The sequence below is a fragment of the Pseudomonas sp. G3-19 genome, from assembly GCF_054855875.1.
Map to the genome: position 1 here is coordinate 3,682,720 of NZ_JBMPIQ010000003.1, position 13,123 is coordinate 3,695,842.

Here is a 13,123-nt window from a genome sequence, read left to right on the forward strand (position 1 = left end):
CTTCAGGAGAACCAGCCTCCAATCCAACTGACGACCGAATTGAAAGTATTGGTAATTTTCTCCCAGACATTCTTCAGCCAACTGAGGATCTTCTGGCCAATCTCGATAAAGAAGTCACCGATCTTGTTGAGTACGCCATTAAAGAGATTGCCAAAGTTTTCCATAAAACCAATAACCGCATCGGCACTGGCCGGAAATTTGTCAACTTCATTGATGGCCGCGTCGTAGATTTTGTCGATTCGCTCTTCGGCAGCCTTCTGGTCACGTTTACGCAGCTCCTCAAGTTTTTCCTTGTAGGACTTGGTATCGGTCGACCCGGAATTCTGGAACGCTTCGGTGGCTTTCACCAGCCCTTTTTCCGATTGATTCGACTGTCCTTCTCCTGCTTCCCTGGCTTCTTTTTCCAGCCTTTTCACACCTGGATCATTGGCGCCATTACTCAGATAAAGGCTGCGCAGGTGAATCTGTTGCAGGCGTGGCGAAGCCATCAGTACGCCTCGTGCCGCACCCGACGAGCGTTTCTTGGCATGAACGCGCATTTCGTTCAGCAGTTCGACATAAGCCTCTTTCGACGGAGGAACGGCCGCTTCGGCGACCGACTTGACTTTTGACTTGGCTGCTTCAGACATTTTGGAACTCCTTGTAGTGTTGTATTTATCGCACTTTGTGTTGTGCCCCGGCAGACAAATGCTGCTGATAAAACCGGCAGACAGCACTCGTCAAAAAACTCATACTCCGCCCATGCAACTGCTCGTTGTCTTTTTAATTCCGGCAATTATCAAACAGCATCCCACATGAAATACGCGCGAATTAAACAGCTTTCGCAGCGCCATCCCGAAATGGATTAATCACAAAGTAGGGTTTCTTGATAAAAAGCCAATAAATTGACTAAAAGTACTCCATTACAAAAAAACTCCTGCATTGAACCCGGCGGAATTTATTGCTGAACAATTTTGTTCAATTCCTCACGTGCAGCCAAGTAAAGTCGCAGCCACCATACCTGTCAAACTTGCCAATAGAACTATCGGAAACTGTTTCTATTTTGATTCGGCATATACCGACAACCAAACCCTTTAACTAGCCAGCACAAGAGGAGTTAAGGTCTTTATGTTTTCAATGCATGAAAAGGCCTGCGGTACAGATACCGCAGGCGCCCGGTCATGTGGATGACCACCTCACACTGCCATCCTCGCCAATAAACTCCTCGAAAATCTCCTCCCCCACCAACCTGATTTTCGCGTACCCGTTCAACACCCGCAGCGGATAGTCCGGATCCTTCGCATCCTGGGTCTCGGAAAACAGTATCCGTGGATGCCCGTTCAGCTCGCTGGTGGTGCCATAGGGAATCGCTCCGTGCCCGGCACAGCGCGCATGCAGTCCGCCCTGGGTGGCGTAGACAATGCCATTGTGCAGATGCCCCCAATACCAGTAATCCGGCTCGCGCCCCAGTGCATCGCACACCGGTTGATACAGCGCGGTCTTGTTGTGTCCGGTGATATCAAAACCCTGATGATGACTGAGCACCATGAGCTTCTTGCGTTTGGGCAAGCCCTTCATCCAGGCGATTTGCGGTTCGTTCAGCGTGCCGTCCATGTACAGGTTCATCACGTCCGAGGCATAGGCCGTGTCCAGCCCGACAATCAGCCAGTCGTCATTGATCAAGGCAAAGTAGCTGGTGCCCTGCTGCCCCGGAAAACGCGCGGCCAGTTCCTTGAAGTAACCGTGGGCGCCGCTGTACATCTCGTGGTTGGAATTGAGGGTGAACGAGCCGTGGGTGCCCATCGGCCAGCCCGACATGTCGGTGTCCTCCTGGGAGTGGGTGCCCGCGTAATAGACATCCCCCAGGTGAATGGTGAAGTCGGCATTGGCCAGTTGCATCTGGTTGGCCACCGACACCGCCGGCGCATGGCTGTTGAACGGCCCGGTGCCCCAGTCGCCGGCAATCGCCAACGTCACTTCGCGATCCATGGTCACCAGCGCCGGGTCGGTGCCGAAGGTCGCGTGGTGACGCAGGTTTTCGATCCATTTGAGCAGCGCCTCGCTCCACAGCAGATCCAGCAGTTCCCACTTGCGGCAGCCGAGCAGCGTGCCGTCCTTGAGCACTCTGGTTTGCAGTTGATCGGGGGACTGCGGCAATGGCGTCGCATTGCCGATACGCAGGATCGACAACCCGTGGGACAACTCCCACGGCACCGCCGGCTCGTCATCCGGCAACTCGCCGTTTTTCAGCACGTACTGCGCCTGATCGTGACCGCGCTGAAGCAACTTGATGATGGCCTGGAACTCTTCGGGCTCCAGTTCACTGATGAGCTTCATCCAGGCCATTTCGATGCGCGTGAGCAAACCGTGCAAGCGTACTTTGACCTTGTCGTATTCATGCTTCAGGTTACCGACCGCTGACATGGCGTAATCCTCTATCCGTAAGGGCTCACAGGGTTTTCATGAACTCGATCAACGCACGTTTGTCGTCGTCCGACAGCGTGGTGCCATACAGGTGACCGCTGTTGTGGTTGCCCTCCAGTCGGGTGTCGTATTTGAAATCCGCCGAGGCTTTGGCCTGAGCGCCCGTGGTGACGAAACCGACGTTGACCGGGTCGTAGACGTCGGAGCCGGTGATGAACACCACCGGACGTTTTTCCGGCGGTTGCAGCAGATCCCACAGGGTCGGCACCGAACCGTTGTGCAGGTACGGCGCGCGCAGCCAGATACCGTCAGTCGGCGTGTTGCTGTAGCTCTGGGTCTTGCGATACGCGCCGAAGTCGAACGGCGGTTTCTTGAAGGTGTGGAACGCCGTCACCAAACCGGTGGTGAACGAGTCGAGCCGATGTGGATCGGTGCCGAGCTGGTCGATGTTGGTGGTCACTTGCCCGGTGTCGGCGCGTCCGAAGTCGTGGCACGCGGCGCAATTGGCATCCCAGATCGGCTTGCCTTGCGCGACTTTCGCCTGATCCAGCGCCCACGGCCACGCCGGCGCCTTGTGCCCGAGCAGCCAGTTGGTCACTCGGTTGAAGCTCGGCGGCAGCACCGATTCCGGCGTCGCACCCACCGCCATTGCAGCGGCGTAGTTGCGTTCGTGGATCTTGTTGTTATTGCCGTCCCAATGCAGGTACATCGACTCCCGCGGCTTCTGGTTCCACACTTGCGGCAGATCGACGGTGCCGATGGTCGAGTCATCCGGGAAGCCGAACACCACCATTTTCGTCGGGTTGAAGGTGTCGGTGCGGCCCGGGCCCTGTTGCGGCCGTAGCTTCTGCCAGGCGTAGGCCTGTTTCTGTTTGAGCAAAGCGCTCTTGGCCATCGGAATAATCAGATAGCGGTTGTAGAGCTTCTCGAAAAAGCCCAGCTGGAATTTGCCGTTGATCGCCGCCATCACCGCGTCGGTGGTGAATTTCGGGTCGCTGGCGCAATCGTAGGCGAACCACTGGAAGGCCTGCAGTTGCAGGGTGTTGGCCGGCGCGCTCGGCACGTTGACCGCAACGTCGCTGGCATTGGCCCGGTAGGAGCCGGTGTGACACAGCGCGCAGTTCGGCTCTACGGTCGGGTAACCGATCTGCCGCTTGGCCATGCCGATCGGCAGGTCCTTGCCGTTCTCATAGAGAAAGCCGAAGACCTCCCAGCCGCCGGGTTTTGGCAGTTTTTCCGGGCACATCTGCGGCAACACGGCGAACAGGTAATACGGGATCCGCGCTTCGATGCCCAGGCCGATGGCGGCGTATTTGTAATGATCTTCGTCGGAGGCGTATTCCTGCTCCGGCACCACCCGCAGCATCTGGTACCAGGTCTGGTAACCGATGAAACCCAGTAGCGCCACCACGATCAAGGTGCCGACCTTGAAGGCATGGCTCTGCCATTGCCGCGCCCAGGCCGCGCGCCACTCGCGCCAGCCATCGCAGAGCAGCGCCCATGGCCGGTTCGCGGGCGTGGTGCCGAGGTACAGCAGAATACCGAGGATCAGGAAGAAGCTCAGATCGCCCATCAGCATCGGCACGAACACCGAACCCTGAATGCTCGTATTGATCAGGTAAATCCAGAACACCACGGCGATCAGCCGCGTCAGCACGCACAGCCAGGAATGCACCACATAGCGCGGCGCGTTGAAGCCCGACGGCATGTAAAACACGCTGATGCCCACCAGCAGCATCCCGGCGTTTTCCAGCCACGGGTCGGAGAGTTGCGGCGGCAGACCGACCACCGATGTCAGCAACCCCGGCGCGAACAGCGCCGGGATCGCGAACACCATGTTCATCGCAATGCCGATCCAGATGAAGCGTTGAAACCAGCGGATGTAGCTGTCCATATCATCCATTTCCTTCTGACCACCAACCAGCGATGTCCCCTGTGGTGAGGGGATTTATCCCCGATGGGTCGCGAAGCGGCCCCAAACCCTGCCGGCGCGGTCTGTCAGGATGATCGCGCACTCAGGTTTTACGACTGCTGCGCAGCCGATCGGGGATAAATCCCCTCGCCACAGAGAATCTCCTCAACACAGAAATCAGTAATCGATCTCAGCCGAGGGCCGTTTTCTCCAGGTGCTCAAGGATGAGCGGATACACATCCACCACCGCGTTCTTGCCGAACATGCAGTCGATGTGGCCGTAACCCGGCACTACGTGCCGGCTGTAGCGCTCCGGCCCGTGGACTTCGCAGACTCGCTGGTAGGTCTTGAGCGTGCTTTCCGGCAGATAGCACTGGTTCTCCGCGCCGCTGATAAAGCAGATCGGCATCGTCAGCCGCTGGAAGTGCGGCATGTACACATCGTTGCCTTTGAAATCCACCAGATGCCCTTTGCGCACGATCAGCGCCAGGTGCTCGAAGGTCTCGATGTTCGATTCGCCGAACAGTTCGTGCAGGTTGTCGTGCAGGGTTTCGTTGAGCGTGTCGTGGCGATACAGCGAGGCGTACATGAAGGTGATGCGGTGGCACACCGGGTTGGTGCAATAGCCCTGCGCCTCGATCCGCGCGTAGCCGTTGAGGGCCTTGTCGTAGAGGCGGTTGAACCAGTTCTCCTTGCTGTCGGCGTAAGCCGTCATCGATTTGATGCCGATCGCATCGAGCATTCCCGGCAAGTGCAGACCAGCCTTCAATCCGGTGGCTGTGGCGACCACGGTGTCAGCGGCAATCTGCGAGCAGACCACCGAACGCACACCCTGCAGCCCTGCCAGCAACGACATGAAGAACGTCGTCGCGCCGTAGCAATGCACCACGCACTGCACGTCCTTGGCCTTGGTCGCTTGTTGAATCTGCGCGATGGCAGCCTTGAAGTCGTACTGGGCGATCTGGTCGCCATTCCACTCTTTCTTGCTCGCCGGCAGCAGAATGCTCACCCGGAAATCCAGTAGCCACACGTCGTAGTCGTGCTTGCACAGGTACTCCAGCAGGTTGGTCTGGATGGTGTCGGTGGAAAAGATATTCGAGCCGACGCCCAGGCCATGCACCAGCATCACCGGGCCTTTGCTACCGGCCTGATAACGGGTCAGGCGCAGCTCGACGCCGTCCTCGGTGGGGAAGAAATGCACTGCCGGGGTCGGCGCATCCAGTGGCCGTTTCAGCCGTGGCGGCGCGTCGGGGTTGAAGTAGATATCGCCAGCGAAGACCCCGCCGTAACTCTCCCAGAGAATCCCGGCGAAGAACTTGCCGAAACGCGCCAGGCCTTCGATGCGCTCGCGCTCGTTACGCGCGTTGAGCACTTTCATGGTGGTCATCTGCTTGGCGAAATCGGTCGGATGAATGTGCATCACCCCGGAGCCGATCACCTCGCCCGACTTGTCCGGCCCGCGGTACAGCGTCACGTACAGGGTGCTGGTGTCGTGCCAGATGTTGAGCACGCCGTTGTCTTCCGGCACGGTTTTGAAGGCGCTGAAGAAATAGTCGTTGCCGTCCTCGGCGGTCAGTTTCATGTCGTATTTCATGTGCCGTGTGTCGACCTGCTGCTCGAATTGTTCGAACAGATTGAACACGCCGTTGCTGGCGGTCAGCGGTTGCGGCGACAGCGCCGGGGCATTGACCGTACCGACAATGGTCGCGGCGTGCTCCGGTTCCTTGATCATCCGGTTGAGGTCGTTAGCGGTGATGGTCAGGGTAAAGTCGATCGGCGAATTATCTGCCTCACCGCGTTTGGCCGCCGCTTCGTAGACTTTCAGATCGGTGCTTTGCGCGGCGGTGAAGGCGCGGGAGAAATAGCCTTTCATGGTTTCGGTGAACTGCACGCCGAGAGTCGGTGGTGCCACCTGTTTGCGCGGTGCCGACGGCAGCGTGTAGTCGATCTGCCAACCACGGTCGGCGGCCAGCAGGCCCATGTTGCGTTCACTCACAGCGGAGATGGTCAGCAGCGGATTGACCGCCAGCGAAGTCGGAATCACCGCGCCATCGGTCACGTAGAGGCTGGCGTAGACATCAGTGCCGTTGGCGCCGCTGAACACCTGGCCCTTGTGATTGACCACGCCTTGCGCGGCGTCCTCGCCCATCACGCAACCGCCCAGCGGATGCACCGAGACGATGCTGTGCTTGAGCAGTTGGGTCCAGATCGGATTCTCGACCCAGACCCCGCCCAGTGCCTTGGTACTCTGGTACAAACGTTCGTTGCCAAGCTTGAAGTTTTCCTGCTCGCCGACACCCGGCCAGTCGATGCGCAACTGGTCCTTGTTGTCGAGAATCATCCGGCCCTGGCCACTGTCGTGGCTCATGATCAGGTAGGTCTGCATATTGTGCAGCGCGCCGTAATAGGGGCCGCGCAGGAAGCTTTCGGCCTCGCGCTCCTTGTAGCCGAGCTTGCCGCTGAAACTGTCGTCCGTGGCCTTGCCGATCAACTCGGCAAACCCGGCCATTGCCGGCACCATCGGCCGGCCGAGGGCGCCGGGGATCGAACCTTCCTCGATGACCATGCGGCTGCGCCAGTCACCGTCGGTGCGCATGTCGATGATCGAGGTGATGCACGGGCCGACCGGGTGCAGCTCCTTGGCCGAATGCGCGCCGAAGCCGATGCCGTTGATGGTCTGCTCGCAGTTGTGGCCGAAACCGAGGATGTCACCGTTACCGCTCATGTTCTCGCCGAGCTGACCGGACATCACCAGCCCCTTGTCCCGCGAACGCAGAAGGATCTCGGTAGAGCCGAGAGTGCCGGCGGAGACCACGACGATAGCGGCCTTCACGAACAGCGTCGGCGCGTCGAACTTTTCGCGACCGCTGTCGAGGTACTGGAAGTGCACGATCCAGCCATCGCCGTCGCGCTCCAGATGGCGCACCTCAGCCTGGCAGAAAATCTCCGCGCCATGGTTCCAGGCATCCGGCAGATAGTTCATCAGCGTGGTGTTCTTGGCCTTGTTGTTACAGCCCGAGACGCAGTCGCCGCACTGGTTGCACGGCAGTTGCTCGACGCCGACGTGGTTGAGGTTGTTCGGCAGTTTGTCGAAGGTCACGTTGATCGGTGGCTTGTAGAAATGCGCGCCTTGCTTGAGGTAGTCCGCAGACTTTTTGTTGGCGTCGAGCTTGGGCAGGTTCGGTGCGTTGTTCGGGTACGGATTAGGCTTGAGCATTTCCCGGGCACGGGCGTAACCGTCCTTGAGCAGCGTATCGCGATGATCGCGTACCGCCTGCGGCCAGCGTGGATCCTCGAACACCCCGGGTTCCGGCTCCAGGGCAACGTTGGCGTTGATCAGCGATGTACCGCCGAGGCCGCAGCCGACCACCACGTTCTGCTGGGCGTTGACGTGCAGATCGAACAGCCCGGTGCGCGAGCCGATGTGGCCGTCCAGGTCATGCACCTGCAACTCTTCGGTCGCGGCGATCATGGTGTTGGGGTATTCACCGGGCTGGATTTCCCGCCCGCGTTCGAGCAGGCACACCTGCTTGCCGGCCCGGGACAGGCGCGATGCAGCAATGCCGCCGCCATAACCGGAGCCGATGACGATCACGTCGTAGTGTTCCTTGATCTCGCTGATGGGCGTTGCGATGCGTGTCATGAGGGTGTTCCTCTCTCAGGCAGATGGGGCAACTCTGCGGTTGCCTGCAATCAATGGGCGAACGGGCACCTGGCCTCCGGGTCGAGCCCGGCGACAGCACAGCGGTTAAAGCAGGAGGTCGCTACAGACGAGCGCGTTGATTGGCCGCACGACGTAACGTGCGCTTGCGTGGCGAGGGGGGATGGCGGTGTGGGCGGCTATCCATCATGCGTTCTCCCAGAACCTGATGTGGATAAGTGACGGCTGTCCTTGTGCCATTGCAGTGAAGACAGCGCAGGAATCGAAGTCAAGGCAACGCTTTAGAACTGTATGAAATCTGATCAATTGCGGTTTGGACTATGCCCGGCGGGGCCTGCAGGGTTTGGCGAACAAGTTATCCACATAGCCATGCACAGCAAATGGGGGTAACTGTGGATGAATGGAAAAATAACTGCCTGATTTGTGAAGAAAAATCGTGACTTATCCAGAAGGATGGTTTGCAGGAGTGATTGGCTGTTTTTTGATCAAATATCTACACGTCACGTTTCACATGGCCTGTAGAGGATGGCGAACACGTTATCCACAGAAGCACCAACAGAGTTCGGGGGTAAATTTGTGGCTGCTGTGGAAAAGTGCTGAGGACTGTGGGAAATCGGGCGTAGCGCAGGGATTATCAGCCTGAAACGCTTCATCGATCATTTATTGATCAAATCCCTGCAAGCCACGGTTTATATACCTTGCAGCGAACAGCGAACATCTTGTCCACAGAAGCGCCAACAGAGATTGGGGGCAACTCTTGAAGTTATTCAGGAGAAAAAGCCCGGTAAAACCGTGACTTAGGCTGGTTGTTTTTTGAGCTGGGGCCTGGAGGGCTTGATTGGCGTGGGGTACAGGGATGGGCGAACACGTTATCCACAGATCCGCCAACAGGGATTGTGGGTAAACACTACCCCTCACCCCAGCCCTCTCCCAAAGGGAGAGGGAGCCGACCGCATCGCCTGTTCAAACTCCACCGACCTGAACGAACATTGTGATCTCAGGCTTGGCCAGACCAAGGTCACTGCGCAATCGCAGGTCGATGTAATTAGCCAATACCACTCGGTCGGTCCCCTCTCCCTCCGGGAGAGGGCTAGGGTGAGGGGCTTTTCAGCGAACAACCCCTTCTTCGATCAGTAGTTTGAGGATCGCTTCAGCGCCGGCCTGCGCGGTGACACCCTTGAGCACTTGTCCACCGCCGCCACTGGCTTTGGCGGTGGCAGCTTTCATGCGGTCCGCACCGCTCTTGGCCTTGATCACCTTCAAACGTTTCGGCCGTGGCTTGGCCGGCTGCAACGTGGCAACCGCCAGCAGTTCATCGTCGAGCACCTCCACGTCTTCGGCATTCAACACCCCGCGTCGCGCCGGGCCGTAGGCACTCTGTCGAGGTTTGGGCGCGGCGTTATCCACAGTCGCCAGAAACGGCAGCTTCACCTTCAACCGCCGTCGCTGCCCACGCGGCAAGGCTTGCAGCACCAGCGCCGAACCATCATTGATCGACTCGACCTGCGCCAGCCCCACCACCAGCGGCCAGCCCAGCCCCTCGGCCAGCAGGAACGGCAACATGCCCGAACCTTCGCCGGTTTCCGCCTGACTGCCGGTCAGCACCACTTGGGCGCCGGCCTCGCGCAGATACGCGGTCAGCCCCGGCAAGGCGTCGGCGCCAGCGGGTTGTTCCAGCACATGCAGCTGTCCCAGGCCCATGCCCAGATAGGCGCGCAGCGCCGGTTCCGCAACGTCCCCGGCATGCAGCACTTGCAGGTTATCCCCAGCCAGTTGCAGGCCCAGTTCCACGGCGCGGGCGTCCTGTTCGGCGCGGCGTGGCCGGCCCGACGTCGGGTGGGCACCGATGGAAACCAGACTGATGATCTTTGTGCTCATAACCCGTTCCTTAAGCCGCATCGCGCTTGGCTTCGTTGCGGTAAGCCGCTACCGCCGCGATCAACGCCTGAAGAATTTCCGCGCTCTCGCCAATCACCGAAAGATCGGCGCGTTTGATCATGTCGCAACCGGGGTCGAGGTTGATCGCCACCACCTTATCGCAGGCACCGATACCTTGCAGGTGCTGGATCGCCCCGGAGATACCCACAGCCACATAAACCCGTGCGGTGACCCAGGTACCGGACGCGCCGACCTGCCGATCACGCGCCATGAAGCCATCGTCCACCGCGACCCGCGAGGCGCCTTCGGTGGCGCCGAGCGCCGCAGCGGTCTGGTGGAACAGCGCCCAGTCCTTGACCCCGTTGCCGCCGGAGAAAATGAACTCGGCTTCGGCCATCGGAATCGCCGCCGGGTCCACCGCGACCGCGCCAAGATCCTCGATCCGCGACAGGCTGCGCGCAATCGTTGTGGATAACTCCACCGGCAGTGCCTCATGACGGGTTTCGCTGACCGGTTCCGCGCATTCGGCTGCGGCCAGAATCAAACGTGCGACCGGACGTGCCAGGTCTTGCAGGCCTGCGCCAGCGCGACCGATACACTCCTGATCCTTGACCTGCCAGACCCGCGTTGCCGGCCGTTCGCCCAGTGCCGCGGCAAAACGCCGACCGAGTTCACCACCACCGCTGCGGCTGTCCGGCAGCAGCCAGTGGCGCGGATTGAACTGGTTATCCACAGCCCGCAGGCCTTGCACCCGTTGCTCCGGTGCATAACCGCTGAATTGGTCGCCCTCCAGTACCAGCAAGCGATCGACACCGGCCGTGGCGAAGGCGCTCTCTTTGTGTTCGCCAAACACCACCGCCAGCACCGCACCGTCGTTGCCGGCCAGTTGATGAGCCAGGCCCAACAGGTCACGGTCGTGGCTGCTCAGGCGGCCGCCGACCATGTCCGGCACCACGCTGATATAGAACGCCGGGGCTGGCACCTGATGCAGCGGCAACTGCACTTCAACCGTGGCCGAGCGTTTGACCGCCCCGCCCTGTTGCGCGCCGCTGCGATCGATACGCTTGATGCCGTTGGGGCCGATGAAACCGATGCCGTGCAGGTTCTTGCGGATGACACCATTGGGGCCCATCCAGCTGTGTTGCGCCGGTTGCATCGCCGCGTGCAGCGGATGCAGACGGTTACGCGCAATCCATTCGGCGCGCGGGTCGCGGCGGATAATGTCGCTCATCAGTGGGCCTCCGCAGGTTCACGTTTGGCCGGTGCAGTCGGCTTGCCCGGCGCGGCGTCTTCGAGCAGCGCATCGGCCACCAGCTCGGCGATGTCCTTGATCAACGGACGCGGTTCGACCACGCCCTCGAGCATCGCAGTGCACTGTGGACAACCTACTGCCACCAGCTCGGCGCCGGTCTCGCGGATGTCATCCATGCGCATGTCGGGAATCCGCTGCTTGCCGGGAATGTCAGTGATCGGCGCACCGCCACCACCGCCGCAGCAGCGTGAGCGGAAGCCGGAACGTTGCATCTCTTTGACCTCGATGCCGAGGGCGCGCAGCACTTCGCGCGGTGCCTCGTACTCGCCGTTGTAGCGACCGAGGTAGCACGGGTCGTGATAGGTCACGCTGTTGCCTTTGTGCTGACCGAGATTGAGCGCACCGGCCTGAATGATTTCCGCCATGTAGGTGCTGTGGTGCTGCACCAGGTAGTTGCCGTCGAAGGCGCCGTACTCGTTCTTCAACACATGGAAACTGTGCGGATCGCAGGTGACGATGCGGTTGAAGCTGTATTTGGCCAACGTCTGGATATTGCGTTTGGCGAGCAATTGGAACGTCGCTTCGTCACCGAGACGCCGGGCCACATCACCGCTGTCGCGCTCTTCCAGGCCGAGTACGGCGAAGTCGACCTTCGCGGCTTTCAGCACTTTGACGAACGCGCGCAGGGTGCGCTGGTTACGCATGTCGAAGGCACCGTCGCCGACCCAGAACAGCACGTCGGTGGATTTCTTTTCGCTAAGCAGAGTGAGGTTCAGATCCGCCGTCCAGTTCATCCGCCCGCCCGGAGCGAAACCGCCGGGGTTGTCAGTGGCGATCAGGTTTTCCAGGACCTCGGCACCCTTGTTCGGGGTCGCGCCTTTTTCCAGCGTCAGATGGCGGCGCATGTCGACGATGGCGTCGACATGCTCGATCATCATCGGGCATTCCTCGACGCAGGCGCGGCAAGTGGTGCACGACCACAGGGTTTCGGCATCGACCAGACCATTGACGATAGGTTGATGCGGATTGCCGCTGTGCTCACCGATTGGCTTGCCCGGATAAGGGCTACCGGCAAACTTCGCGTCAGTGCCGCCAGCCAGGCCGACGACCATGTCCTGAATCAGCTTTTTCGGGTTCAGCGGCTGGCCGGCAGCGAAGGCCGGGCACGCCGCTTCGCACTTGCCGCACTGCACGCAGGCGTCAAAACCGAGCAACTGGTTCCAGGTGAAGTCCTTGGGTTTTTCCACACCGAGCGGCGCGCTTGGATCATTCAGATCCAGCGGTTTCAAACCGGTGGAACGACCGCCGCCAAAGCGTTCGGCGCGGCGATGCCAGGCCAGGTGCAGGGCACCGGCGAAGGCATGCTTCATCGGCCCGCCCCAAGTCATGCCGAAGAACAGCTCCGACACGCCCCACAAAACGCCGAGCCCGAGAATCGCCGCCAGCAGCCAGCCGCCAAAGTTTTCCGGGAGGATCCCGGCCACCGGCAGGGTCACCAGGAAGAACGAGGCGGAGAAAGCCAGCAGGCTTTTCGGCAGGCGCATCCACGGGCCTTTCGACAACCGTGCCGGCGGGTTGAGCCGGCGCCGGTAAACGAAGAGCGCACCGACGAACATCACCGCCGTCATCAGCAGCAGCGCATAGCCGAGGATGCGGTTATGCAGGCCGAAACCGTGCACCAGAATCGCCAGCACGATCGACGCCACCGCCCCGCCCGCCGTGGCGACGTGAGTGTTGGCGATGTATTTGTCCCGCGCCACCACGTGGTGCAAGTCGACCATGTAACGCTTGGGCATGGCGAACAGGCCGCCGATCAGATCGACCTTCGAGGCCCGGCCCCGACGCCACATGGCCACCCGCCGCAACGCACCCAGCACCGCAAGGGCCAGAGCTGCGAACAACAGGATTGGAAGAAGGGTGTTCAACATGGTGAAGCTCCCACCAGTACAGCCTGGAGAAACACGGTCTGCATTACTGTGGGAGCGGGCTTGCTCGCGAAAGCGCTGGATCAGTCAAC

Annotated in this window: 7 protein-coding genes; all 7 read right to left on the reverse strand. The window is 60.2% G+C overall.

What is annotated here, in order from left to right; genetic code table 11:
• Positions 1 to 2: 2 nt before the first annotated feature.
• Positions 3 to 629: a hypothetical protein gene (locus ACOYXI_RS16970; RefSeq protein WP_064589562.1), complete on the reverse strand. Its 627-nt coding sequence runs from the start codon at positions 627 to 629 to the stop codon at positions 3 to 5.
• Positions 630 to 1,158: 529 nt separating this feature from the next.
• The gene (locus ACOYXI_RS16975; protein WP_461675079.1) at positions 1,159 to 2,403 is read right to left on the reverse strand and encodes a metallophosphoesterase family protein; all 1,245 of its coding nucleotides are present in this window, start codon (positions 2,401 to 2,403) and stop codon (positions 1,159 to 1,161) included.
• Positions 2,404 to 2,428: 25 nt separating this feature from the next.
• A complete protein-coding gene (locus ACOYXI_RS16980; protein ID WP_461675080.1) occupies positions 2,429 to 4,297 on the reverse strand; it encodes a c-type cytochrome in 1,869 nt (622 codons plus the stop codon).
• Positions 4,298 to 4,505: 208 nt separating this feature from the next.
• On the reverse strand, positions 4,506 to 7,958 hold the full coding sequence (locus tag ACOYXI_RS16985) for an alpha/beta fold hydrolase (protein ID WP_461675081.1): 3,453 nt from the start codon (positions 7,956 to 7,958) through the stop codon (positions 4,506 to 4,508).
• A gap of 1,125 nt (positions 7,959 to 9,083) precedes the next feature.
• Complete coding sequence (etfB, locus tag ACOYXI_RS16990) at positions 9,084 to 9,854, reverse strand: electron transfer flavoprotein subunit beta (RefSeq protein ID WP_210556474.1); 771 nt, start codon at positions 9,852 to 9,854, stop codon at positions 9,084 to 9,086.
• A 10-nt stretch (positions 9,855 to 9,864) separates the two neighbouring features.
• Complete coding sequence (gene etfA / locus ACOYXI_RS16995) at positions 9,865 to 11,085, reverse strand: electron transfer flavoprotein subunit alpha (protein WP_461675082.1); 1,221 nt, start codon at positions 11,083 to 11,085, stop codon at positions 9,865 to 9,867.
• Complete coding sequence (dgcB, locus tag ACOYXI_RS17000; RefSeq protein ID WP_461675083.1) at positions 11,085 to 13,034, reverse strand: dimethylglycine demethylation protein DgcB; 1,950 nt, start codon at positions 13,032 to 13,034, stop codon at positions 11,085 to 11,087. Before dgcB ends, etfA begins: the two co-directional genes overlap by 1 nt.
• Positions 13,035 to 13,123 lie beyond the last annotated feature (89 nt).